Genomic DNA, 25,554 nt, shown 5'->3' on the forward strand with positions numbered 1-25,554 from the left:
CAGGGACACCAGAAACCCAGGAAAAAAATGATTCCAAAAATTAAGGTCACCGGAACCGTCGTCGAACTCGACGGGGACGAGATGACGCGCATCATCTGGAAGGCCATCAGGGACAAGCTGATCCTTCCCTACCTGGACATGGATCTGGAGTACTACGACCTATCCATCCAGAACCGCGACGCCACCGACGACCAAGTCACGGTGGATGCGGCACACGCCATCAAGAAGCACCACGTCGGAATCAAGTGCGCGACCATCACCCCGGATGAGGCCCGTGTCGAGGAATTCGGACTGAAACGGATGTGGGCGTCCCCCAACGGAACCATCCGCAATATCCTTGGCGGCGTGGTCTTCCGCGAACCGATCATCATCTCAACCATCCCGCGCCTGGTTCCCGGGTGGAACAAACCCATCATCATCGGCCGCCACGCCTTTGGTGACCAATATAAGGCAACGAATTTCAAGGTCCCGGGTCCAGGCACCCTCACCATGACGTTCACCCCGTCCGACGGAGGTGAAGAAATCCACCAAAACGTTATCACCTACCCCGCAGGCGGCGGCGTGGCAATGGGGATGTACAACTTCAACGACTCCATCCGCGACTTCGCCCGCGCCTCATTCGCCTACGGACTCAAGCGGCAGTACCCGGTCTACCTCTCCACCAAGAACACCATCCTCAAGGCCTACGACGGACAGTTCAAGGACCTTTTCCAGGAGGTGTTTGACACCGAATTCAAGGAACTCTTCGACCAGGACGGGCTGACCTACGAGCACCGGCTCATCGATGACATGGTCGCATCGGCCATGAAGTGGGAAGGCGGCTATGTCTGGGCCTGCAAGAACTACGACGGCGACGTCCAATCCGACACCGTCGCCCAGGGCTACGGATCGCTCGGGCTGATGACCTCCGTCCTGATGACCCCGGACGGAAAGACCGTCGAGGCCGAGGCAGCGCATGGGACCGTGACCCGGCACTATCGGCAGCACCAGCAAGGTAAACCCACCTCCACCAACCCCATCGCCTCCATCTTTGCGTGGACCCGCGGACTCATCCACCGCGGAACACTGGACGGCACCCCGGCCGTCGTCGGTTTTGCCTTGGATCTGGAAGACACCGTCATCAAGACCGTCGAGGCAGGGTTCATGACCAAGGACCTGGCTCTTTTGGTGGGAATGGACCAGGAATGGCTGACGACGGAACAATTCCTCGCAGAGCTTGATACCCGCTTGAATTCGCGCCTGAACCGATAGCCCGGTCCCCACGGTAGCGAGTACGCCTGGAAACGGTGCGGATCACAGCACCCTGGGCACCGGTATCGATCGGTTGTCCAGGGTGCTGTCATGAGCTCGCGTGTCGCGGTGACGAGTACAGCGGGGAAGTTCGCGGCCGCCGTGATGATTGTTCCGGAGACACAGTACGTTACCGCTTGTTCCCGGCCCGATTCATTTCGTCGCGCCCATGTCCGTGGTTTTCTTCGCGTCGTTTGCCACAGTCAATTGGCACCGTGGGAAGCCCCGGAACCCTGCTCATATTGACCTGTATGACGGCGCCAATGAGCGTCTCCACGATTCTCGCTTTGGACGCTACCGCCGCAGAATGCGATGAACCGTCTTGTTTAAGTGGGTGAACGCGGACGGCCTCAAAATGCGCGAGTGCAGGGCAGGTACATTTGGAGGTAATCGTAAAACCAGCCCCTCATTCCGCCCCAGTGCGACTCCGATGTCTGGCGTGAGTCGTGAATGGTGACGTGCAAGTCTTTGGCCCGGGGATTCTCGTTCCGACCCGTCCTCCGTCCTTACCAGCGCCGCTTTGGCACCGCGGTAGCCGGCCTTACGCGACCACTGAGACCGCCTAGACTCAAAGCTATGGCCCGACAACACAGTGTCTGGGATGCCGCGGGACCCTCCACCTGTGTTCAAGGAGTTTTCATGTCGTCTTCCGGAGCAGAAATCACCGTCCCCGAACATGCCGCCTGACATCTGCAGGAAACTGCGGATGCCTTGACTGTCTTTCGTGTTGACCCGGCAACGGGTTTGGAGGAAGCCGAGGCCGCACGCAGGTTGCGGTCGGAGGGGCCCAACGAACTTCGCGCCGCCGCGCCGGTGCCGATGTGGCGAAAGATTGTGGCCCAGTTTCAGGATCCGCTGATTTATCTGCTGCTGGCGGCCATCGCCATCTCCCTGGGTGCCTGGGTGATTGAAGGCGCGATCGGTGTGCCCATAGATGCCGTGGTCATCGCGGCGGTGGTCCTGCTCAATGCGATGCTGGGATTCGTTCAGGAGAACGCGGCGGAAAACGCCGTCGCTGCCCTGCATCGATGACGGCCGCAACCTCCACGGTATGGCGCGATGGTTAGCTCAAGACGGTCCCGTCCGCGGAGTTGGTCCGCGGAGACATCTTGGTCCTGGGCGAGGGCGATGCGGTCGGGGTCGATGCCCGGCTGATTACCGCCACCTCGTTGCGCATTTCCGAAGCATCACTGACCGGTGAGAGTGAAGCAGTCATCAAGGACCCCTCGATGTTGGACGGGGAAGTGCCGCTCGGTGACCGCCTGAATATGGTCTTCAAGGGCACTGGGGTCGTCCAGGGGGTGGGCCGTGCGGTCGTCACCGGGATGGCCATGGACACCGAAGGGGGCGCCATCGCGGGCATGCTGGAACAGACCGAGTCCGAGCCGACTCCTCTGCAGGTGGAAATCGCGGCGTCGGCAAGTTGCTGGGCATCACGGTCATTGTCATCGCCGTGGTGATGGTGACCATCGTCCTGGTCAACGACGTTTCCTCGCTGGCGGACCTGGTGACGGTCTTGTTGCCGGGGGTCTCGCTGGCGGTGGCCGCGGTGCCCGAAGGGCTTCCTGCCATCCTGTCGGTCGTGCTGTCGATCGGTGTCCAGCGCATGGCCAAACGAGATGCTGTCGTCAAGGAACTCCACTCGGTGGAAACCCTTGGCTCCGCCTCGGTCATCGCCTCGGACAAGACCGGAACGCTGACCAGGAATGAGATGACGATTGGTCGGATCCTCACGGCATCGGGGCAGATCGAGCTCACCGGCATCGGTTACCGGCCCGAAGGCCTGGTTCTCCAGGACGGCCAGGAGGCCAAGGATCCGATGGTGCTGCAGGAGGCCCTGATGGTCCTGGCGGGCGGGACCTTCGCCAATAACGCCCAGCTTACGGAGAACGAGCGTGAGTGGCAGATCCAGGGCGACCCCACGGAAGCGGCGTTTCTTGTTGCCGCACTGAAGCTTGAGGGGGGGACCGAACGCGTGGGGGAGTTTGAACGGCAGGGTGAAGTACCGTTCACCTCGGAGCGCAAGCTGATGTCGGCGCTGGCGCGCCACAAGGAGTTCGATCACCTCACCCTGGTCACTAGGGGTGCCCCGGACGTTCTTCTCGGAAGGTGCACCCGGATGCAGGTGGGCGAGGACAGCGTTCCGCTGGATGCGACGCTGGGCAGCAAGGCCCTGGCCGACGTCGAGGCCCTGTCCGCGCAGGCCTTCCGTACCCTGGGCGTGGCCTACCGTCGGTATGGGGAGCACGTCCGTCACGAAGCAGCCCTGATTGACGAGGCCGATGAAAACATCCTCGTATATGTCGGGGTGGCCGGCATCATTGACCCGCCGCGCGCCGAAGCGGCAGTGGCCGTGACCGAGGCCCGGCGCGCGGGCATCCGGTGGTGATGATCACCGGTGACCATCCCGTCACCGCCGCGCGGATTGCGGGCGATCTGGGCTTATCGGAACCCGGTGACACGGCCGTCACCGGGGCCCAACTCGATGAACTTGACGACGCGGGGCTGCGCGCCGTCACCGCGTCCATGTCCGTCTACGCACGCGTGTCCCAGCATAACAAGCTTCAGATCATCGATGCGCTGCAGGCGCAGGGCAATGTCGTGGCCATGACCGGGGACGGTGTCAATGACGCCCCGGCCCTGAAGTCCGCCGACATCGGCGTTGCCATGGGCAACACGGGAACCGAAGTGACCAAGGAGGCTTCCAAGATGATCCTCGGCGATGACAACTTCGCCACGATCGTCTCCGCGGTCCGCCAGGGGCGGGTCATCTCCGACAACATCGAAAAATTCCTGCGCTATCTTCTCTCTTCCAACATGCGGGAGGTCTTCACAGTCTTCCTCGGGGTGGCCTTCGCTGGTGCCATGGGGTTGGCAGGGGCCGGCGGCGAGGCAGTGGCGCTGCCGCTGCTGGCCACCCAGATCCTGTGGATCAACCTCATCACCGATTCAGGGCCGGCTCTGGCCAGGGGGGTGGACCCGGAAATAGGCGATGTGATGGCGCGGACGCCGCGGAAAATGACCGACCGGATCCTCGGGCGGAGAATGTGGGTAGGGATCCTGTCCGTGGGTTTGGTCATGGGCGTTGCCTCGCTGGCGACCATCGACATCTTCCTGCCGGCGGCAGCGACTCCCTGGATGTGGCTCGAACCGCCGGGTTCACCACCCTGGTCTTGGCATAGTTGTTCAACGCCTTCAACTCGCGTTCGGATATGACCAGTGCCTTCCACCAGCTTTTCGTCAACAAATGGCTGCGGGGAGCGGTCATGCTCGCGGCTGCACTACAGCTGGCCGTGGTGGAACTGCCGCTGCTGCTACGTGCTTTCGGAACCGCGTCCCTGGACCCTGCGCACTGGGCCGTCTGCATCGCCATGGCCTCCACCGTGTTGTGGTTCGATGAACTGCGTAAACTGCTTTACCGGATGCTGGAGCGAAACAACCCGAGAAAGCCTTGACGATCACGAAAAGCCAATCTGCGGTGCAGCGATCGGCAAGGGGACCATGCGCACCCGACGCGGCGTCTCGGTAACCCCGAACCCATAGGGGATCCCGGGAAGGAGCGACCGCCGTCGTGGATCACCCCGGGGCAAGAACGAGGATCAACTCCCCATGCCGAGCAGGAAGCCTGAAGCAGAGACTCCAGCATTCCGGATGCCTCGAGGGTCCGGAGCCGCGTGACACAGGATTTCCATCTCCGCGCCGTAGGATCAAGACCATGACCGACCTGTCCGGGCCGACCGCATGGGCCGGGACACCAGGGGAAGGAAGCTGCCGCACATGAATACCCATCTGGAACGGTTTGCCCAGATTGCCGAAATCCTGGCCCGGCACGGGCTGGGATTCCTGGCCAGCACCATGGGGCTGGAGCGCTGGCTGCAGGGGCATGCCATGATGCCCACAGAGGAGCCCACCAGTCCTATGCGGCTTCGGCTGGCGTTGGAGGAACTGGGTCCCACCTTCATCAAACTCGGCCAGCTTCTTTCCACCCGGTCCGACATCTTGCCGGCCGCCTACCTGAGCGAACTGTCCAAGCTGCAGGATGCCGCGCCCCCGGTGTCACCTGCCGAGATCCGGTCATTGATCCACCAGGAACTCGGCGCAACCCCTGAACAGCTCTTCGCCTCGTTTGACGATGAACCCTTGGCCAGCGCCTCGATTGGCCAGGCCCATGCAGCGACGCTGGCTGACGGCACCGACGTCGTGGTGAAGGTGCGACGCCCGGGCATCGTCAGCCGGATCGATGAGGATCTGGAGATCCTGCAAAACCTGGCCGCCCACGCCAGCCGGCGCTGGGAAGCCGCCGCTGACTACAATGTGACGGGGATCGCCACCGAGTTCGCAGACACCCTGCGCGCCGAGCTCGACTATCTGCGCGAGGGACGCAATGCCGAGCGCTTTGCGGAGAATTTCGCGGCAATCCCGGACATTTATGTTCCCGCGATCTTCTGGGCGACAACCACGTCCCGAGTGCTGACCATGGAGCGGATCAGGGGCATCAAGGTGGACCAAATCGAGGCCCTGGACCTCGCCGGGATCGACAGAGGCCAGGTGGCCGAACGTGCGGCACGGGCCGCAGCGAAGATGATCTTTGAAGACGGGTTTTTCCACGCCGATCCGCACCCCGGCAACCTGTTCATTCAGCCCGGCGGCAGGATCGCCTTGATCGATTTCGGGATGGTCGGGGAAATTGACGAAAAACTCCGTGGACAGTTGGGAACGCTGCTGTTCGCTTTCACCAGCAACGATCCTGAAAAGGTCAGCTCCGCACTGCGAACGATCTCCGTGACCCGCCCGGTCGTGGACCGCGGTGTGCTCCGGCAAGACTCGGGCCGTTTTATCCAGCTCTACCAGGGACACGAACTCAGCGAGGTCGAGATCGCGCCCCTGATCACCCAGATGCTGGCCATTCTGCGAAACCACCATCTCCAATTGCCCCGGGAGATGGCGATGCTGCTCAAGATGGTCCTGATGACCGAAGGCATGGGTGTCCGGTTGGACCCGGAGTTTAGCCTCGGTGAGATACTTCGTCCCTATGCCAAGGCCCTGGCGCGAGATCGGTTCAGTCCCCGCAATCTTGCGCAGTGGCTGGGCAAGGCGGGATTGGAAGCCGCTGAGTTGGGAATGATCCTGCCCGAGAAGCTACGCACGCTCCTCGAGAACATTGATGGCGGTGTTGAAGTCCACTTGCGCGCTGAGGAACTGGAGCCCTTGGTGGGACGAGTGGAACGAATCGGGAACCGGCTGGTGGCCGGCATGATTGCCGCTGCCTTCATTCGGGGAATCGGCGAACTGACGGCGGCCGACCGGGAGCGGCTGCGGACCTGGCAAAATCCGCTATTGGGCGCCGGCCTCGGCGCGGCCGGATCCCTGGGAGCCTACCTAGCCTGGACGGCCCGACGTAGGAAGTACCGAGGAAACCGTTAACTGGGGGCCGCGGCCTGACATCATGGCATCCCTTCCTGAGAAGATATAGATATCTTGGACCACCCGTTTAGGCGAGTTTATGGAAGGAATCCTCTCCTCCTCCTTGGCCACGCCGGTGTCGTTGACACAATCACCGTCAAAAGGGGCGGCACTCCTGAGACACCCGAAGCCCGGGCGGGCGGTCTTCGCTGTGATGACGCGATCATGGAGGTGATTAAGACCTCGGTTCGATCCCATCGGCCGACTGCAAAAATACTGTCCGGCTGCAAACCATCATTCCTTCGACATCAGATCCCTTCCCGGACAGCGGCATCGGAACTCCTTACCGCACCCAGCGCAAGTAACTCCTTCAGGATCTTTAACTGCTGATCATTGATGACGCTGAGTTGCTCGATCTCGGCTTTTGCCATCAAGTTGGTTTCTAGGTCGTGCTGCGCCATGGCCGCCGCAATGGCGTCCTGACGCTTGGCGGCGATCAACAAGATTGCACCCTGTAGGCCAGCCAACATGGACAAGAAAAGGTTGAGCAGAATGTATGGGTAGGGATCCCACGCACGGGAAGACAGCACCCACGTATTGGTCGCAGCCCACATGATCATGAAGACAAGAAAGCCCACCACGAACGGCCAACTACCCATCCCGTTACGCATATAGTCAGCGGCCCGTTGCCCGTTGCCCGTTGGTAAGTGAGGCCTTATGCTCGGCGTGCCATGTCTTCTGCTGATTGTCCATGGCTAAGCCTATTCCGAGAAAGGGCCCCTTCAGCCCAAATCACGCTTGAGCCTGCTGCTGGAGCGGTTGGGTAGTTGACACACTGACCCGATTGAAGCCCGTAGAGCAGGCCGGTCAAGGGCCACGACGTTAGGTTTGGTTGTCCCGCGGTGAACCGACGCTGGCGCCTCGCTCCGCCCGAGGATGGACAGGATCGGTGGGGGGTGATGCGGTACGCTAGCCTTTCTTTATGCGCAAAACGTCGGCAATTGGCCCCCACACCGCCGGAGGTGAGCGCGTCATGATCCTGTCCGCAGGTGTGGGATCGGGGCACAACAGCGCCGCTGCGGCGGTAGAGCAGGTGTGTTCCGCGCGCACCGACATTCACGAGGTGCAGGTGCTGGACGTGCTGCAGGTCAGTAGCGCGCTCTACCGCGACGTGCTGGCGAAGGGTTACTTCGCCTTAGTCGAGGACCTGCCATGGCTCATCGAGTGGGGTTACGACGCCAGCGACCCGCCGTTCCGGCGCCGCGGACCGATCGACCCCTGGACAGGGATCAACGCCCTTCCCGTCATCCGGGCGATCAAGCGATTCCGACCGACATCGATCGTATGTACGCACTTCCTGCCGGCCCAGCTGCTGGCGACCCTGCTCCTGCGTGGTCTGATCGATGCGAAGACTGCCATCGTCACGACTGACTACGACTTCCAGGGCCTGTGGCTCACAAGCGCCTTCCACCAACTCTTTGTGGCCAGGGAGGAAGGGAGAATCGAGCTGACGGCGTTGGGCCTACCCGCCGACCGCATCAAGGCCACGGGAATCCCTATCGCGGCGGAGCCGCACCTCACGCCCGCGCGCGATGGCAGCGGGCCCCCGATGCTGTTGATCTCCGCTGGCGCGAAAGGCGGCGACTATGCCGAGGCAGTGGTGCGGCAGACGCTGCATATGCGCTCCGCTTACACGGCCACGGTGGTCTGTGGACACGATGACGCGTTGCGGCGACGCATCGAGGCGTTGGTGGCGCCCGCCTCCAACCGCTACCACGTGCTCGGATTCACGACTCAGATGGGGCAGCTGATGCGTCGCGCCGATCTGTTCGTGGGTAAACCAGGCGGGTTAACTGCGTCGGAGTGCATGGCCGCAGGGTTGCCCATGGTGCTGGTGAACCCTATCCCGGGGCAGGAAATTCGCAACGGCGACTACCTCATGGAGCAGGGGGCAGCCGTGCGTTGCAACTCTGCCGCCACGATCGGCTGGAAGATTGATGAGGTGCTGCGTGAGCCGAGCCGGCTTCGGAGAATGCAGGTGGCGGCGCAGAAAACCGGCCGTCCTGACGCGGCGGCCGACGTGCTCAGCGGCCTGCTGGACGGGCCGTCGCGTCCCCTGGTGGTGACCCGTGCTGCGCAGAAGACGATCCTTGACGCGAGTGAGCGGCGCGTTGTCGCCACCGATCTGACGGGCCCCTCATCGCTGGTCCGCCTCATCGAGAAGACGGAGGGCAGCACCGTGGCGCTGCTGCGGGCAGAAGAGCTGGTGGTGCTGCAGAAGCGGTATGCGACCGAGGACGGGAATCTGATCCTGCGCCGCGACCACTCGCCCATGTCGTTGAAGTGGGAGGAACGACGGCTATTCCGCGCCATGCTGCGGGGCGAGGACGTGCTGCAGGTGCGTGTCGAGGGCCCCTCGGCACCATTTAGCACTCTGCCCGAGTGAGCGGTATACGACCCATGGTGACCTCACGCCGGCCGAGGATCCGTGGCGCCTTTATCACCTGGTCGAATCCCAGGGCGTTCTAATGGGGCAGCACCCGCCCAACTGTCGGGGTTGTGCTGGGCAGCGAGCAGGGCCCAGTCACCCGCGCGGGGGGACCAGCGCCGCGTCACCGGATCACGCTGCAGCGTGGGCCCTGCATCCAGGGTGACCTGAACGCTTCTCTCCTCGCCTGCTTGCAGCATCACCTTTCGAAAGCCCAACAGCTGCGCTACCGGCCTGCGCACCGAGATGTCCGCGGCGTAGACCTGCACGACCGTTGAGCCCGCGCGCTCCCCGGTGTTCGTGACTAGCACCTGCGCGCTGCCCCCTGTCTCATTGAACTTGTGCCCGAGCAGCCGATGCTCGATCCTCGTGTAGCCCAAGCCGAACCCGAACGGGAACGCTGGCGCGTGTCCCTCGCGATCGAGCCTGCGTTGACCCCAGTGCTCGTCGTAGACGACGTTCTTCGCCGCGGGGTCGAAGGGCGGTAGATGCCCGGCGTCCGTCGGCAGCACAAAGGGCAGTCGTCCGCCGGGCTCCGCGGCGCCGGTGAGCACGCTCGCCAGCGCGCGGCCGCCCTCCATCCCGCCGTACCACGCCAGCAGGAGCGCCGGCACATTCGCTCGCCACGCCTGCGTCAGGATCGCGCTGCCGCCGATCAGAACCACAACGGTCCGGGGGTTGGCGGCGGTGACCGCGCGGATGAGGCGCACATCTAAGGGGTGCAGATCAAGCGATGTGCGGTCGCCGCCGTGGACAAAGCGCGACGCCACGTGTGCCAGTGCGACGAACGTCCGACGCAGGGGGCCGGAGGCGAATGCCCGTCCGAGCACGCCCACGTCGACGCCGCCGGTGACGACCGATTCGCCCTCATCGTGCTCATCCAGCCCGACGATGACGATCGCCGTGTCGGCCGCGGCAGCCGCCGCGGCCGCTGCGGACACGTTCCGACCGGAGGCGGTCGTGAACCGCACCCGGGGAAGCGCTTCCCGCAGGCCCTGCAGCGGCGAGCTGGTGGAGGGGGGCCGCACGCGTGCGGAGCCGTTATCGCCGAGGTTCGCGCGAGTCGCAAGTCGCCCGATCACCGCGAGGTGACCGATGGTGGGGGCCAACGGCAGCAGTGGTGCAGCACCGATGCTGTCGTTTTTCAACATCACGATCGACTCCGCGGCGACCTGGTGGGCCAGCGCCCGATGCGCCGGGGAAGCGATGAGGCTTACGCTTGGCCTGGCCGCCTCGCGCCTCGCGGCATGCAGCACGCTGGTGCGCAGAATGCGGCGCGCGGACAGCTCCACCGTCGCGCGGGCCACCTCGCCGCTGCGTAGCGCGACCGGCAGATCGCGGGCGCGCAGTAGTCGCAACGGCATCTCGATATCCATTCCCGCTTCAAGGCTGAGCACCGCGTCATGGGTACCGAAGACCCAGTCGCTCGTCACGAACCCGGAGAAACCCCATTCGTGCCGCAACACCTCGGTGAGTAGCGCGCGATTGATGTCCATGTACTCGCCGCGCACCTTGTTGTAGGCACTCATCACGGAATCGGCGCCGGCCTCGATGACTGCCTTGAAGTGCGGCAAGTACACCTCGTGCAGGGAGTGCTCATCGAGTGACACATCGACTTCGAAGCGCGCGTTCTCCATCGAGTTCAGCGCGAAGTGTTTCACGCACGCCATCACGTTCACACGTACACCGCGGGTCAGGGCCGATCCCATCAGGCCTGTGAGCACCGGATCCTCCCCGTAACACTCCTGCGCCCGGCCCCACGCGGGGTGGCGAAGCAGGTTGACGCAGATGGAAGCGGAGTAGTTTGCGCCCCGCGCTCTGGTCTCCAAACCGATGGCGAGGCCAACGCGCTCCTCCAGCGACGGATCCCAGGTCGCGGCCCGCGCCATCGCCGCAGGGAATGCGGTGGAGGCGCCGATCACGACGCCGCGGGTACCGTCGCTGAACCGAATGCCCGGGATGCCGAGCCGCGGAACCGCCCCGGCAACGAACGGTCGCCGACCGTGCAAAACCGGGATGATCGGCAGCAGCCGCCTGGGGGAGTCGCCGTCGAGCAACCCGAGGAGCTCCCGATCGGTCATCCTGTCAATCAGCTGGCCCGCAGCTTCGTCCGCATCGAGGGTGCCCGCCCTCACTGACCGGACTGCCTCGTCATACGCGCCGCCTTCAGCCGTCATCGCTTTCCCCGACGCAGGGCGCGTATCGCCGCTCCACCACTTCTGCGCTCGCGCAACCCGAGGCCCTGCAATCATGTCCATGCACTAAAGTCTGCACTCTGCTGGCCTCATCCGGTATCTACCAACCGACATTGAGTCCTATGCACCCCACAGCCTCACACGACGCCCGGCCGAGTGGCCCTGCCGCAGAAGTTCCCAGAACCGATCCCGTCGATGCCTCGCTACCTGACTTCCTTCCACACCAACACTTCAATCACGTAGGTGTGGCGGCGACCCCTTTGAGGCCTACTTCAATCGGTTCACTCCCACCTGGCGTGGGACGTGGTTCGTGTTGGTGTATGCAGTGTTGATGCTCGCCGGCGCAATCTGGGTGCTCATTATGTTCTTCGGGGATAACCCGGACTTCACCACCGTCTACGGTTTCGTCAGCAATCCACGTTTCATCACTGGGGTTTTGATGGTGCTGGCGGGAAATTGTGCACTTAGGTCCCGTGGTGCGCAGCGTGCAGGCAACTCGTTGCAGTGTGTCGCTCGTAGACGGCGGGTGAGTGGAAGGCTGCGGTCGACGCGTCGGGCCGGCCGGCCCATGTTCGGCGGGCCGGTTGCTCGTGGCCTGTCGCAGTGCGGCCGAGGCGATGGGTGGAACGAATCGAGTGGCGGAAAATGTCTAAGTCCAGCGCGTGCCAATGAGCTACGCTCACCGGATACTGCAGAAATCTACCTCATCGGAGCGGGGGTGGGATCCTGACACAATTCGTATTGCTTCTGGTTCTCCCTGCTTCACGTTGTCAGAGGGCGAGTATGCGGGTGATGATTTCTAGGCTCGTTCTCCACAGCTGGTTCTCGCCCGGGCCTTGTAGTAGCCGGGATCGCGTGCACTAGAGGGCATGGACTCTTACGCGCGGCGTGCTCACGTCGCAGGAGGCAAGCGGAATCCGGCTCTCGCCATGCGTGGGCTCGCGGACCTGATGCATGCAGCCCTGGCCCGGAGTCCGAAGGGTGAGAACGATCCGGAACCCGGACCCGTCGACCTGCGCGGGTGCTGGGCGTTGGCCGGCGCCTGGGTTGCGGCGCTGGGCGGGGTGCAGCTGGGACAGCTGCACCAGGCGTTCTGCGCGGTTGGATTGTGGTTGCTTGCCGGGGCAGGACTGTTGGCGTTGCTGCGCCCGCGCCACGGGCGACTGGGGCCGGCCGCGACGCCCAGCTTTGCCGCACCCGCCCTCTGCTGCGCCGCGGCGGCGTTGGTGTTCACGCAACTGGTGCTCTCCGGGGCGGGCACAAACCCGGTCTCGCTGGAACAGGCTGCGCACGACGGGACCCCGGTGCGGATCCAGCTGGCGTTCACCGCGGCACCGCGGGCATCGATGCAAACGGACAGGTTCTCCGAGGACGCGCGGCCGCACCGGCAATTCACCGTCGACGCGCGCGCCCTGGTGGTTGCCGGCAACGGCAGCTGGCGGAGCTCCGGGGTGCCGGTGCAGCTGAGCTATCCCGAATCCCGGGCCCCGGAAATTCCGATGACCGGCGGCAGCACGGTGGAGGTGCTCGCCACCGTCGCCGACAGCGAGCCGGGGGACCGGCAACGCTTCTGGCTCAATGCCTCCGCCGACCTGCTGCCGGTGGGCAGCCCGCCGGCCCCGGGGGTGTTCCAGGCAATGCGCGAGCGCCTCGTCGGTGCCAGCGCGGCACTGCCGCAACCTGCACGTGCGCTGCTTCCGGGCATGGTGTTCGGGGACCGCAGCGGGACAGACGAGGCGCTGGGCGAGGCGATGAAGGTCTCGGGGCTGTCCCACCTCAGCGCGGTCAGCGGAGATACTGTTGTCTATAAAGGTGGGTTGAACATTAACTAGCAGGCTTGAGCAGGTTGTACGCGAGCACCCGGAGCAGCCCCGTTGTTTTAACGGCTCCGCCACAGTGTGCACGCTGTGCTCCTGGCGGGAAAGAGTAATGATGACACCGAAGTGGGTTTTGGGGAATATTCAGTAAATCTTGTCGGTGGTTGCCTCAACCTTGCGATTGTCTAGTGCGCGATTGTGCCCCCACAGTCTGTCCTTCGTTCGGCGACCTGCAGGTACGCCGGACTAGTCGATGAGCGCCAGGACCCGTTCCGCGGCAAGTACCCGCCGGGAACCACGAACTAACTGCAGGCCGAGCCCCTGCACCCGGGGGCGAAGACGAGCCTGTTTGACACCGACGAGAACCGCGTCATCGTGTTCCTCACCAACGCACCGCGCTACAGCCTGTCGATCCTGGACGCCCGGCACCGGGGGAGGGGGCGGTGTGAAAACCGGATCTGTGCGCTGAAGAACACGGGACTTGGCAGGTTCCCCTACTTTGCGTTTGCCGCCGATGAGGCGTGGGCGAACCAGGCGATGTTCGCGATGAACCTTCTCAGCTGGATCCAGCTCTCAATCCTGACCTCGGTTCATGCCGCCGGTATTTGGGACGCGAAACGGTGGTGGTACCGGGTGTTTTCGGTGGCGGGGAAACTGGTGCCCGGCGGACGGCAAACCATCTTGCGTCTCCCGCGCACGGCGCCCTAGGCGGAACTGGCCCTGGACTTGTACCGACGCATCATCCGCGCCCACCAGCACTTCAGGCACGGGCACCTGGCCGCCTGAACCGGCGGGCTTCCCTATCCACCACGAGACGAAAGACCATGACCCCGGGACGTGGATCCCTGCGTCACCGGCCGGCGACCTGGCCGCCAGCCGGCTGCCCGAAAACGGGCAGGGCCGCCGACCCGGGAAAATCACGGAACCGACGGCGCCCGGGCGCCCGATGAAAGATCCGGGCTGGGGCATGGCTGATTTCGCGCTTGCGGACAATGATGAGGCCCGAGAGAGACTATGACGTTGGTCGACGCCCGTACCGAAGGCTGCATCGGTCATGTGCGCCCAGATAAGCCCCCAGTACCTAAATCCCAGGGACACCCAGCGAGCACCCACCTTGGCCATCAATGCCTAGAAATCACCACGCGGATACTCTCCTTCAGGCAGGGTGAAGCATGCAGAACCAGAATCGATACTGATCGTCCCCGGGCCATCTTTTACGATGATGTAATTCTCTGCAGTGTCCGGAGAGCGTAGCTGAATCCGGTGGTCTCCTACGATGTCGAGATCTGTTTCGATGGTGAAGCGGCTGTCCTGGTAATGCGCTTCAATCGCCTTGACGAGAGGCTCTGGTTCTGTCCCCTTGTTCAAGGTGACAGTTGTCGCCCCATTCCAATTGTGTTGAGTTTCGCTGCAGCTGAGCAGAATGCCGGTTTTGCCTCGGTCGATCTTCACCACTTTGTCTTCGGGAATCAGCTTGGAGATTTCCAGTTCCATGGCCTGCGTCTGGGCCTTGGCCTTCTGCCACGTCCATACGTTCCCCACAGCTTCTCCATTTTCCGTTGTCGTCGCGCTGGTTAGATCGCCAGAGCGATCACTTGGCATACACCCACTGAGACTTGCCAGCAGCGCCACCGCGACGGCGGCCAATCGCAACCGATTCATTTCTTCATCAGCTTTTCCAGGTCCTTGAGTACTTTCTTATTGTCTTGACTGTCGGACGCGATGGCACCACCGTTTTCATCTCCTAGACTTCGTAGACGAATGCTGTCGCTCACTGGCGCAGAGCGGGTCGCTGAAATGCTCATCACGGCGCAAGCAGCGGACCAGCCAGCGATTCTCTCGTCGTGCGCAGCCGTCAGCACTACCGATGTCGAGGCGTCAGCCTTGGCCGAATTCTGTCGATCAAGGTCAAAATCAGGAAGTGTCGCAGGGCGTCCAGCGAGCACCCCCTGTGCCATCAATGCCTAGAAATCGCCGCCCGGATAGACACCCTCAGGCAACGTGAAGCAGGGAGATCCTGAATCGATACGAATTGTGTCAGGGTCCCATCCTGCAGCCACGATATAGTTCTCTGCAGTGTTCAATGACCGTAACTGGACTTCATAATTTCCCACATTGTCAATGCCCGCCTCGATATCGAATCGACTGTCCTGGAAATGGGCTTCAATTGCCCTGACAAGGGGCTCTGGTTCAGTGCCCTCTGTCAATGTAACGGTGTTTGAACCTTTCCATCGATGCTGTGTTTCGCTGCAGCTGAACAGGGTACCGGTTTTCTTGTTATGGATCTTGACGACCTTGGCTTCGGGAATCAGCTCCGCGATTTCCAGTTGCATGGCCAACGTCCGGGCCTTGGCTTCCTGCCATGTCAATTCGCTCTCCACAGCGCCTCCCTCCTCCGTTGTCGTCACGCTGGTCGGGTCCCCAGACTGATCACTTGGCATGCACCCGCTAAGACTTAACATCAGCGCCACCGCAGCGATGGCTGCGAATCGGGTCCGGATCACTTCATTACCTCGTTGAGCACGTGCTTCAGTACCTCGTCGTTTTCTTGGCTGTTGGTCGCGATGAGACTATGGCTATCTATCGGATGCACCTCACCGTCGGGCCTGGCGTAGAAATGATTCGCAAAGCCCTCTTCGGCACTAGGCACTTTACCGTCCCAGACTTGTCCCGTTAGTTGCGCCCAGCGTAGGGCGTCGTCCTCGTACACGAAATTCGAGTAGAGTGTCCCCGCGTCGGGGACCCATTGTTCGTGTATCCCGGCCCCGGAGAGGGAGATGGACTTCTCATACTCGGCGCCAAAGATTTCAGAGCTTGTGAGGTTCTGGTACCCCCAGCTGTGCCCGATCCCTACCTGCTCGGTGCCCCGAAGGAGCGGATCCGATTGCATCCCCGGTTGGAAGCCTGCCAACTGCCGTCCAGCGTTTAAGCCACGTTCCGGGTCGTTGGCCTCGCCCAGGCGAAGATTCAACCCGCCCTCGCGCTGGTTCTCCCCCGGGAAGAGCCCGTCCTTGTACACAAACGCCACCGTGCCCCGGGCTTCCCCCACCAGGTACCTCGAGAATTCCTGGGTTCCACCGTCGTAAAAACTCTTCAGGCTCGTGAACGTGCCCGGCACATACGTGACCACCCGCCGCGTGTCCTCGCCCGGGGTGCCGATCATCTCAACGATCCGCGACCGTCGACGGTCATACAGGTAGAGCTGCACGTTCCCGGACTGGACGGCCTTTAGGTACGCGATCTCCGAGGTGAGGAACTCCATGCGGTTATCGTCGCCCTTGGGATCGGCACGAGAGAACCTACTGTGTTCCTGAAGCGCGGTCAGCTCTTTTTCGGCTGCCTCAATATCCGTGGGAACCGCGAGCTGATTCGCATACACCCGGGCCGACGCGGGCATCCCGTCCAGGTTCCTGAACACCGTGGGTGCCGCCCCCAGCAACATCGCCTGCTGCGCCGAATACCCGTTCGCCGCGTCAAGCCCACCCCCGATGTCGGGGCCGTTGCCCTTGAGCCCGGCCCACCACTTGGCGATCCGTTCCAGGGGCACTGACGCCAAGGGTTTGACCCATTCCCGATTCCCCGACGCAACTTCCACCTCCAGTGGCGAAGCCGTTGCGAGGAACGTCAAGAGAGTTTCCCCGGGCACCTCGCTCGGGGAGACCGCGAGGGTCAAAGCCGTCGTGGACAATTCAACCGGCACCGCCAGATCGGTGTCTTGCCCCGCGGTACCGAACGCTTCCGCAATCCGCCACAATTTGCCGGCATCAACAAGGTCATCCTTGTTGAATTGAGAAACCGCTGGCGTGAACGTGCCAACGTCACTCAATGCCCAGGAACACGAAGCCTGGAACCGACCAAGGGCACTCACGACGCGTTGGCACACCCGCTCAGCGGCATCCTTCTGGTCAAAGACCAATGACGCCGCCTGCCTCAAGGCGTCCGGAACGGCAGAACTCGTGCCAGACCCCCCGCTGGTTGCCCACACGTGTGGTTCGAAGATTAGCGGTGGAAGAGCCACTTCAGGACGGCGTACCTCGGACTCGGAGAACCAGTGGGACAAGGCAAGCCCCAGAACCCGGGTCCAAATATTTGCCACACCAGGAACCAAGGTCTCGCCATGGATCAGGTGCCACCGAGCATTGTCCTGCTCGGCCTTCAATTCCCGGCCTGCTTCCTCGGCCCGGGCCTTCGCGAAGCGAACCTGATCCACTAGTTCCTCCAACGCCGAAACCAGGCCGTTCCGTGCCGCCGACTGGGCAGCAGCATTCCGCTGGAACATAACGGCGAACGGCCCACGAAACTCATCCAGCGCCTCTCCCGTCACCGATGCTCGCGGCCCACGCTGCTCGCTCAACACTGCAACTGCCTCATCGGACGCGGACATCAGCTGATCTGCGACACTCTCGTCGAAGTCCATTCGAAACCTTTCCCACACGCAACCTTGGAACGCCCTCCCCGTGCGCTGGCATATCCCAGTACAGGGAAGGAGGGCGCGCCGACAATCCTCAACATTCAGAAATCGCCCGGCCCTGCCGCAGCAACGGTGTCACTAGGTGCCGCAGGACCGTGGTGACAACATTTTTGAGAAGGCCACTGCAGCTGGATCCACTCTTCGCGCTTTGTGCGCACCTTTTCCAACATGGCCATCGTATCCACAGGACGATGAAACGCCAAATGGTTTACTAACTGCAATTTTCCAAGACTCGCAAATTTAGAGGCTCTTCACCCTCTGCTCGCGGACGTAGGCCATGGCCTTGGCGGGCGTGAGGCCATCGGGGCCGGTCAGCCTTTCCTTCTTGAAGATGTTGCGCACCAGCAGGCCTTGGCTCGGGTCGACTCCCGCCTCGTGAAAAATGCCGCCACCCCTGAGGTGCCCCTCCAATCTGGCCACGGGCAACGTCTGGCTACTTGCCAACTTTGAACGCGCGCTACTCGACCTCGGAGAAGCCGAATCGTTGCCGCCAGCCTCCTTTATGTGCGTCCGCCTGTCCGAAAAACCAGCCATGATGCCGGTTGAATCGGCCAGACCGAGCCCACGGTGCGACTTGGCAGCAGTGCCGATACCGTGCTCCTTCCTGCTGCCGATTCCCGGAAGGCACCGTTGTTGTCCACAGCCGGGCGCTGCCCGAACCGCATGGCAACGGTCATCGTGTGGTCTTGAGTGCATGGGTTCTCACGAATGGGGCGATGCTGCAGTAGGAAGCTGGCGGAACCTGGCTCCCGTCGTCGGCAGGCTCGTAAAATTCCTCCGCGCTGCGCTGGCACGGCGGCCGAAAGACGAGCCGGATCCGGAACCGGGGCCAATCGATGTGCGCGGTTGCTGGGCGTTGGCCGCGACCTGGGCCGCGGCGCTGGGCGGGGTGCAGCTGGCCGAAGCCCGCCAGGTGTATTGGGCGGTGGGGCTGTGGCTGGCCGCCGGCACGGGGTTGCTGGCGTTGCTGCGTCCCCGGCACGGGCGGCTGGGCGGAGTTGCGACGCCCAGCTTTGCAGCACCGGCACTTGCCTGTGCCGCTGCCGCGTTGGTCTTAACGCAATTGGTGCTGACCGGGGCTGGCAGCAACCCGGCCGAGCTGGAGGAAGCGGCGTCCGGCGGGTCGCCGGTGCGTGTCCAGCTCGCCTTCACCGCAGCCCCGAGGGCCGGGAGCGTCATCGACAGGTTCTCCGAGGACGCCCGGGAACATCGACAGTTCACCGTCGAGGCGCGCGTGCTCTCCGTGGCCCGGCGAGGGAACTGGGTCGTCTCCGGAGTGCCGGTGCGGCTGAGCTATGCCGAATCCCGCGCCGGAGGCGTCCCGCCGGCCGGCGGCAGCACCGTCGAGGTGCTGGCCAAGGTTTCGGCCGCCGAGCCCGGGGACCGGCAGCGCTTCTGGCTCAACGCCGCCGCGGACCTGCTGCCGGTGGGCGAGCCCAAGCCGCCAGGGGTTTTCGAGGCGATGCGCGCCCGCTTCGTGGCGGCCTGCGCATCGCTTCCGCAACCGGCCCGCGCCCTGCTCCCCGGCATGGTGTTCGGGGACCGCAGCGGGGCGGACGAGGCCCTGAATGAGGCCATGAAGGTGGCCGGACTTTCACATTTGAGTGCTGTCAGCGGCGCAAACTGTGCCATGGTGCTCGGTTTCGTCATGTCCCTCTGCCGATTACTGGGACTCGGCCGCCTGCCGACGCTGGGGCTGGGTCTGGCGGCATTGCTCGGGTTCGTGTTCCTGGTGGGCTATGAACCCAGTGTGCTGCGCGCAGCGGTGATGGGCACCATCGCGGCAGTGGGTCTGCACGTCTCCCGCGGCAGGAACGCCCTCGCGGCCCTGGCCCTGGCGGTGGTGGTCTTGCTGGCCATCGACCCGTGGCTGGCCGGCGAACCGGCATTCCAGCTTTCCGTCCTGGCCACCGCAGGCATCGTGGTCATCGGCCGACCGATGGCTGCACGGTTGAATCGCTGGCTGCCAGCCATCCTGGCCGAGGGAACGGCGATTTCCCTGGCCTCGCAGATCGCCTGCCTTCCGGTCCTGGTGGCGCTGAACCCGGCCTTCTCGCTGTACTCGGTGCCGGCAAACCTCTTGGTCGCGCCGTTCATTTCCCTCATCACCGTGGCCGGGACGCTCGCCGTGGTGGTCTTGATGGTGTTTCCGCTGGTGGGCATGGTCCTGGTGTGGGTGGCCGGGATGCCCACCATGCTGGTGGGTCTGGTGGGTACCTGGATCGCCTCGCTGCCAGGGGCGCTGCGTCCGTGGCCGGTCGGGGTGGCGGGCGTCTTGCTGGCCTGGGGAATCGTCCTTGGGACCCTGATCGGGCTGGGCCACGTAAAGCCGTCCGCCGGGTCCTGGAGATCACGCACTGCGTTGGCGGCGCAGGGCGTGGTGACGGGGGTGTTGCTGGGGCTGCTGCTGCCGGTCACTGCCCTGGTGCCGGCACCAGTCGTCGACTGGCTTGTGGTTGCCTGCGACGTCGGTCAGGGAGACGGGTTGTTGCTCAACGCCGGGGATGCCGGGGCGGTGGTGATTGACACCGGGAAAACGGCCGACGACATCGCCGCCTGCCTGAAACGGATGCGCGTCAAGAAGGTCGCGGCCCTCTTCATCACCCATCGCCATGCCGACCACGACGGCGGGATTTCCGGAGTGGGTGAACGGCGGCCAGTTGACAGGATCTTCTACTCGGCGGCGGATGACCCTGCGGATCCGCCACGGCTCACCGACTCCCGGGGCACCCAAGTAGCTGCCACCCAGCTCGGATCCGGGGCGACAGGAACCGCCGGGACCGTGGCCTGGCGGGTACTGGGTCCATTCGCGGACGGGGTGTTCACTGGCGAAAACGACGCATCCCTGGTCATCCGCTTCGAGATCGAGGTGCCGGGGGTGCAACGGCGGATATCGATCCTGGCGACCGGGGACATGGAGGATGAAGCCATGGACCAGCTCATCGACAGGGGACTCATCGGGCGCGCCGATATCCTGAAGGTGTCGCACCACGGTGCCGAAAACGGCGGGGTTCGCACGGCGCCAACGGTCCACCCGGCGCTGGCGCTGATCAGCGTGGGCAGTGACAACACCTATGGCCACCCCTCCGACGAGGCGCTGCGGGCCCTGGAGGAGAACCACGTGGCCGTGATGCGCACCGACCTCCGCGGCACCATTATCGTTGGCTGGGACGGGGAGGCGTTGCGGGTCTCCTCGCTGGGCCCGTCACCGGAACCGGCATCGACACGGAAGCCGGCAAAGGGCGGGGAGTGACGAAGCGCTTTCGGGTTGGCGATAGGATCGATGGGGTTCGTCAAACACTAGGTAAAGGTCGGTCATGGCAGCGCCACGAGGCACATCCAAGAATGCGGGCATTTCATGGCGGTCCGTCGTGCCTGCCCCGTTGATCCTGTTGCAGGGTCCCGAGGAGCTGCTTGCCACCCGGGCCTTCGAGGCCGTACGCAGCACCCTGCGCGCCGCAGCCGAAATCGAACTGACCCGCTTCGAGGCCAACAGCTACGAGCGCGGCGAAATGCTGATGGCCTCGAGCCCGTCGCTCTTTAGCGAAACCAAGCTCATTGAGGTCCGTGGACTGGCCACCATGAACGAAGATTTCCTCAACGACACACTTGCCTACGCGAAGTCCCCGGCACCCGAGGTCACCTTGGTCATGCACCACGGCGGGGGAGTGCGCGGCAAGAAATTGCTGGATGCGCTCAAGGCCGCCGGTGCAGTGGTGGTTGATTGCCAGCCGCTGAAGAAGGACGCCGAAAAGATCGAATTCGTGGCCCAGGAATTCCGGGCCGCCAAGCGCAAGCTCAGTGCCGAGGGCGCCCGCGCCCTGGTTGCCGCCCTGGGCAGTGACCTGTCGGAGCTGGCCGCTGCCTGCTCGCAGCTGTTGCAGGACACCACCGGTGCCATCGACCAGGACATGGTGGACAAGTACTATGGCGGCCGTGTGGAGGCCACGGGATTCAAGGTGGCCGATGCCGCGTTGGCCGGCCGGGCCGACATTGCGTTGAGCACGCTGCGCCACGCCCTGGCCACGGGCACCGACCCGGTACCGATCGTTGCCACGCTGGCCATGAAGTTGCGCCAGGTCGCCAAGGTTGCCGGAGCACGCAAGTCGGCCGGGCAGCTGGCCAGCGAACTGGGTATGCCGCCCTGGCAGGTCCAGCAGGCGCAGGAACAGGCCCGGCACTGGAACGTCGATGACCTCGCCCGCTGCATCCGACTGGTGGCCGAGGCGGATTCGCAGGTCAAGGGTGCCTCGCGCGACCCGGAATACGCCGTAGAGCGGGCCGTGACCCAGATTTCTTTGGCAGCACGCCGCTAGGGCACCGCCTTCGTAACGGTCATTGGCTATTACGCACGAGCCCTGGAGCGCGAAGGTGCAAAGCCAACGACCCCGCGATACCGAGAACCATTGTGGCCGGGTGCCTCGGGCTGGAAAGGCGATGGCAGGACCCATCCCCATGGCCAGAGGCGCGCGACCTATGGTGAGCTAGTCTCTAACCATGAAGTCTGGATGGGTCGCCGTGCTTGCCTTGGCGATGTTTGCGGTTCTCGCCACCCTTGTCCTGATCGCGGTGCGGCCCGGCATCGCGTGCCCGGCAGTGGGGTATGTGTATGTGGGCGATGTGGAACTCGAGTTTGCCAGCGAGCCGGACTCGGTTGCCGCCTGCTTCGGGAGCGAGTGCAACCCTCAACCCGTCATGAGATCGGCTGACGGCAAATGGACGGTTCCGCAGTCTTCGCCTTATCTGCTGCAAGACTCAGGCCAGTCTGGCACGGAAATGCCGGGCAACGTCACGTCCATTCTAATAGCGACTGTCCATCGTTCGGGTGCTTCCGTGGTCCGAGCTTTGGCGATCCAATCGGAACCTACCGGAGAAGGTCGGTTTTGGCCTACGTGTCCTGCCCCATTAAGGTATCTGCCGGTACAGGTGTTCTGAGCACGTAGGTGATAGTACCCTTGTCTGTTTCCCGGCAGGAATCGGCAAGCGGGCGATGAAAAGCCGATCATTCTGAACGGACGGTCGCAGGCGATTCCGACAACCATTCTTACTGTTGGCCGCGAATTGGGGGGGAGAACCGTGCGGGCTGATTAAACACGAAAGGCTCCCTTTCCCCTAGATATGGAGGAAAAGGAGCCTGACGCTTCAGTGAAGCAATCCTTAGAGGGCGCTAACCTTCTTGGAGATGGCCGACTTGTGGTTTGCTGCGTTGTTCTTGTGCAGCACACCCTTGGTGGCGGCCTTGTCGATCTTGCGACCGGCTGCAACCAAGGCAACTGCTGCTGCATCCTTGTCTTCGGCTGCAACGGCAGTGTTCACTGCGCGGATTGCGGTGCGAATCTCGGACTTGACGGCAGCATTGCGCTGGCGCGACTTCTCGTTGGTGAGAATGCGCTTCTTCTGGGACTTGATATTAGCCACTGTATTAAACTCTCTTGCTCATCGCTTGTAATGGTCGGTGAGGGATATCTTCCGGGCCATTGACTGAGCGGCGTGGGGATACCTATGGCGACCCGGGAGAAGTGCCCGTCGACCTGCGCGGACACACAAGAAATAATACTAGCAGGTTCGGATGGCCATCACGAGTCGATACCGCCGCCAGCAGTGTGAGCTACGCCTGCCGCGGCGAAGCGGGGTTCGTGGGTTTCCCCAAGCGATGCCGTGCCCCGGAAACGGAAAGCCCGGCACCCCGCCTCGAAAGGCAGGGTGCCGGGAGCACCGCCGTACGTCTCGGAATCTAGTGTGTAAGTTCCATCAGCTCGTCGACCGACGCTCCTGCGCCGGGGGAGGTGAGTCCCAATATCGAGGACAGCACCTCGAAAAGCGCAGTCTCCGGCTCCTCAACCATGGAATGCGACCGCCATCCGATGTGCTTGTCCGGGCGGACCAGGATGACGCCGTCCTCCTCGACTTCGCGTTGGTGCAACCAGTCTCCGTAGAGGTCCTGCACCTCGTGGCCCTCGCCGATGACCACGGCCTGCAGCGCGATGCCCAGCCGTGAGGCGACCTCGATCGCCGCATCGGCCCACGCCTGTCCGGTGATGCCGGTAAATAGCGTGAACTGGGTGCCCGTGGCAATGTCGTGGGTGGAGAACTTCTTGTCCCTGTCGCCGATCCAGGCATGCGGAAGGCGCAGCCCCGGGTAGGTGGACTTCTGGTGGTGGAGCATCGGGTCTTCCGTCGGTTCGGGGCGCGTGCCGCCGTCGGATACCACCGCGCTCGATTCGTAGAATTGACCGATCTCGGTACCCTGGGCGTTGAACTCATAGTCCTTGTTGTCCAGGGCAACCCGGAGTGCCTTGCGGCGTGCGGCGCCTTCGGGGGAGTTCTCCTTTCGGAGCTTGAGCTTTTCGATGAATTCCTCATCGGTGGCTGCATCCGTGACGCCCAGTGCGTCGAAGATCGGTTTGTACTCGCGTCCGGAGTTGTTCGCTCGGGTGACAATCTGCTTGGCCACGGGGGCGCGTTCGACCGAGTACGTTTCCAGCAACTCCTCGCCGGCTTGCCCCTTGAGCACGGCAGCCAGCTTCCAGGACAGGTTGTAGGCATCCTGGATGGAGGTGTTGGAGCCCAGCCCGTGGCTTGGTGGATGCTTGTGGATGGCATCTCCCGCACAGAAGACACGTCCCTTCTGCAGGTGCGTGGCATATTGCTCGTTGTTGCCCCACAGCGAGTAGCCCAGGATCTCCACCTCGAGGTCAGGGATGCCCACCAGGTTGCGAATCACGCGGATGGCCTCGACGTTGTCGAGCACCGGAGGTTCGCCGTTGATGTCGAAGCCCCAGCAGATCAGCCATTCATTCCAGGGGCGGACCATGCGGATCAGTCCGGCCCCCAAGCCGCCGATGTTGGATCCGGGGTTGAACACCCAGTACAGGATGGAGGGGCGGTGTGCTGCCAGGTGGGAAAGGTCGGCCTTGAAGGTGATGTTCATGGAGCCGCCGATGTCCATGGCGCCTTCCATGGGAAGTTCGATGTCTGCGGCGACCTTTGAACGCGCGCCGTCGGCTCCGATGAGGTACTTGGCGCGGATCGTGTACTGGTGGCCCGTGAGCCGGTTCAGCACCTGAACGCTCACTCCCTCGCTGTCCTGAGTGTGGCTGAGGTACTCGGTCGAGAACTGCGTCTGCGTGCCGCGCATCGTGGCGTTCTTGAGCATGATCGGTTCCAGCAGAGTCTGCGGGATGTCGCAGGGCATCGACGGCGAAGCCAGCTCGTAGTCTGCCCGTCGATCGGGGCGGAACCCCCAGGTGGGGCGGCGCCCGATTTCCTCGCCAGCCATCGACTCGCAGTAGACGGTGTCACCCATGAGCTCGTGCGGCGTCGCCTCGGCCAGGACCTGGTCCTCGATGCCGGCGTCGCGGAGCACCTCCATGGTGCGCTGGTTGGTGATGTGGGCCCGCGGGGTGTTGGCGGTCCAGCGGTACTTGGTGATCATGATGTTCGGAATGCCCTGGTTGGACAGGAACAGTGCCGCCGAGCTGCCTGCCGGGCCGGAGCCGACAATCAGGACGTCCGTCTGGACAACGTTCGCGGTCTCCGGCGATGCGGTTTCGGCGATTCCATCATTGAAAATAGGCATTGGGTGCCTCCCTTTCGGGCTATCGCTCTCCGCCTTGGGCGGGGAAGCTGGGCTATGCCAAAAGTGTTGCAGGCCACAGGCGCGGGTGGGGCGGCCAAAGGCGTCCGTGGCCGCCTGGTGCCAAAAGTTGTCCGCTGTGTGCAAAATCACTCAGCGCGGTTCATTGTGGGGGCGGGCGGGCAGGCGGGTCGGCGGGTTGCCTGGGTGCTGCGCCCCACCCTTCGACTGGAACCCCCTGCACTCGCGACCCCACAGGACTCGCCGGCAGGCGGTCGGAAGTGCGCTATCGACTGCATGTGACTCGCGCTACA

The 25,554-nt window shown here is 63.4% G+C and carries 20 protein-coding genes and 1 pseudogene; 12 read left to right on the forward strand and 9 right to left on the reverse strand.

The genetic code is table 11. The features are described from left to right. Positions 1–30 precede the first annotated feature (30 nt). From ACLQ7E_RS17335 to ACLQ7E_RS17365, 7 genes are all read left to right on the forward strand, one after another. Positions 31–1,251 carry an NADP-dependent isocitrate dehydrogenase gene (locus ACLQ7E_RS17335; protein WP_411733938.1) on the forward strand — a complete coding sequence of 407 codons (1,221 nt, stop codon included), beginning with the start codon at positions 31–33 and terminating at the stop codon, positions 1,249–1,251. A 750-nt stretch (positions 1,252–2,001) separates the two neighbouring features. Further along, positions 2,002–2,322, forward strand: a complete 321-nt coding sequence (locus tag ACLQ7E_RS17340) for a cation-transporting P-type ATPase (protein ID WP_411733817.1) — start codon at positions 2,002–2,004, stop codon at positions 2,320–2,322. Positions 2,323–2,399: 77 nt separating this feature from the next. After that, positions 2,400–2,750, forward strand: coding sequence for a hypothetical protein (locus tag ACLQ7E_RS17345; protein WP_411733818.1), 351 nt, complete (start codon positions 2,400–2,402; stop codon positions 2,748–2,750). Further along, positions 2,714–3,679 carry an HAD-IC family P-type ATPase gene (locus ACLQ7E_RS17350; RefSeq protein WP_411733819.1) on the forward strand — a complete coding sequence of 322 codons (966 nt, stop codon included), beginning with the start codon at positions 2,714–2,716 and terminating at the stop codon, positions 3,677–3,679. Before ACLQ7E_RS17345 ends, ACLQ7E_RS17350 begins: the two co-directional genes overlap by 37 nt. Continuing rightward, positions 3,679–4,506, forward strand: a complete 828-nt coding sequence (locus ACLQ7E_RS17355; protein WP_411733939.1) for an HAD-IC family P-type ATPase — start codon at positions 3,679–3,681, stop codon at positions 4,504–4,506. Before ACLQ7E_RS17350 ends, ACLQ7E_RS17355 begins: the two co-directional genes overlap by 1 nt. Continuing rightward, positions 4,503–4,745 (forward strand): cation transporting ATPase C-terminal domain-containing protein, encoded by a 243-nt coding sequence (locus ACLQ7E_RS17360; RefSeq protein ID WP_411733820.1) that lies wholly within the window; start codon positions 4,503–4,505, stop codon positions 4,743–4,745. The genes ACLQ7E_RS17355 and ACLQ7E_RS17360 overlap by 4 nt, the downstream gene beginning before the upstream one ends. 322 nt (positions 4,746–5,067) lie before the next feature. Beyond that, positions 5,068–6,714 carry an ABC1 kinase family protein gene (locus tag ACLQ7E_RS17365; RefSeq protein WP_411733821.1) on the forward strand — a complete coding sequence of 549 codons (1,647 nt, stop codon included), beginning with the start codon at positions 5,068–5,070 and terminating at the stop codon, positions 6,712–6,714. A gap of 287 nt (positions 6,715–7,001) precedes the next feature. On the opposite strand, the gene ACLQ7E_RS17370 is transcribed toward ACLQ7E_RS17365, so the two are convergent. Beyond that, positions 7,002–7,364, reverse strand: a complete 363-nt coding sequence (locus tag ACLQ7E_RS17370) for a DUF1003 domain-containing protein (RefSeq protein ID WP_411733822.1) — start codon at positions 7,362–7,364, stop codon at positions 7,002–7,004. Positions 7,365–7,675: 311 nt separating this feature from the next. Between ACLQ7E_RS17370 and ACLQ7E_RS17375 the strand changes: the two genes are divergently transcribed. Beyond that, positions 7,676–9,139: an MGDG synthase family glycosyltransferase gene (locus ACLQ7E_RS17375; protein WP_411733823.1), complete on the forward strand. Its 1,464-nt coding sequence runs from the start codon at positions 7,676–7,678 to the stop codon at positions 9,137–9,139. A gap of 23 nt (positions 9,140–9,162) precedes the next feature. Here ACLQ7E_RS17375 and ACLQ7E_RS17380 read toward each other — a convergent pair whose 3' ends face one another. Then, on the reverse strand, positions 9,163–11,439 hold the full coding sequence (locus ACLQ7E_RS17380) for a beta-glucosidase family protein (protein ID WP_411733824.1): 2,277 nt from the start codon (positions 11,437–11,439) through the stop codon (positions 9,163–9,165). 806 nt (positions 11,440–12,245) lie between these two features. Here ACLQ7E_RS17380 and ACLQ7E_RS17385 point away from each other — a divergent pair. Both ACLQ7E_RS17385 and ACLQ7E_RS17390 read left to right on the forward strand, forming a co-directional pair. Beyond that, complete coding sequence (locus ACLQ7E_RS17385; protein ID WP_411733825.1) at positions 12,246–13,208, forward strand: hypothetical protein; 963 nt, start codon at positions 12,246–12,248, stop codon at positions 13,206–13,208. Positions 13,209–13,475: 267 nt separating this feature from the next. Continuing rightward, positions 13,476–13,979: pseudogene (locus ACLQ7E_RS17390) on the forward strand (transposase); the annotation flags it as partial. Between the two features lie 342 nt (positions 13,980–14,321). On the opposite strand, the gene ACLQ7E_RS17395 reads toward ACLQ7E_RS17390, so the two are convergent. The 5 genes from ACLQ7E_RS17395 to ACLQ7E_RS17415 form a co-directional block, all read right to left on the reverse strand. Then, positions 14,322–14,840: a hypothetical protein gene (locus ACLQ7E_RS17395; protein WP_411733826.1), complete on the reverse strand. Its 519-nt coding sequence runs from the start codon at positions 14,838–14,840 to the stop codon at positions 14,322–14,324. 11 nt (positions 14,841–14,851) lie between these two features. Then, complete coding sequence (locus tag ACLQ7E_RS17400; protein WP_411733827.1) at positions 14,852–15,151, reverse strand: hypothetical protein; 300 nt, start codon at positions 15,149–15,151, stop codon at positions 14,852–14,854. A 6-nt stretch (positions 15,152–15,157) separates the two neighbouring features. Continuing rightward, a complete protein-coding gene (locus ACLQ7E_RS17405; protein WP_411733828.1) occupies positions 15,158–15,574 on the reverse strand; it encodes a hypothetical protein in 417 nt (138 codons plus the stop codon). Positions 15,575–15,693: 119 nt separating this feature from the next. Continuing rightward, positions 15,694–17,610, reverse strand: coding sequence for a hypothetical protein (locus ACLQ7E_RS17410; RefSeq protein WP_411733829.1), 1,917 nt, complete (start codon positions 17,608–17,610; stop codon positions 15,694–15,696). 294 nt (positions 17,611–17,904) lie between these two features. Then, positions 17,905–18,084, reverse strand: a complete 180-nt coding sequence (locus ACLQ7E_RS17415) for a hypothetical protein (RefSeq protein ID WP_411733830.1) — start codon at positions 18,082–18,084, stop codon at positions 17,905–17,907. A 274-nt stretch (positions 18,085–18,358) separates the two neighbouring features. Between ACLQ7E_RS17415 and ACLQ7E_RS17420 the strand changes: the two genes are divergently transcribed. Both ACLQ7E_RS17420 and holA read left to right on the forward strand, forming a co-directional pair. Further along, complete coding sequence (locus ACLQ7E_RS17420; RefSeq protein ID WP_411733831.1) at positions 18,359–20,917, forward strand: ComEC/Rec2 family competence protein; 2,559 nt, start codon at positions 18,359–18,361, stop codon at positions 20,915–20,917. 64 nt (positions 20,918–20,981) lie between these two features. Next, complete coding sequence (holA, locus tag ACLQ7E_RS17425; RefSeq protein WP_411733832.1) at positions 20,982–21,980, forward strand: DNA polymerase III subunit delta; 999 nt, start codon at positions 20,982–20,984, stop codon at positions 21,978–21,980. An 841-nt stretch (positions 21,981–22,821) separates the two neighbouring features. On the opposite strand, the gene rpsT is transcribed toward holA, so the two are convergent. Continuing rightward, positions 22,822–23,082, reverse strand: a complete 261-nt coding sequence (rpsT, locus tag ACLQ7E_RS17430; RefSeq protein WP_411733833.1) for a 30S ribosomal protein S20 — start codon at positions 23,080–23,082, stop codon at positions 22,822–22,824. Between the two features lie 316 nt (positions 23,083–23,398). Next, positions 23,399–25,243 (reverse strand): FAD-dependent oxidoreductase, encoded by a 1,845-nt coding sequence (locus ACLQ7E_RS17435; protein WP_411733834.1) that lies wholly within the window; start codon positions 25,241–25,243, stop codon positions 23,399–23,401. Positions 25,244–25,554: the final 311 nt, after the last annotated feature.

The sequence above is a fragment of the Paeniglutamicibacter sp. genome, assembly GCF_046714615.1.
GTDB lineage: Bacteria > Actinomycetota > Actinomycetes > Actinomycetales > Micrococcaceae > Paeniglutamicibacter.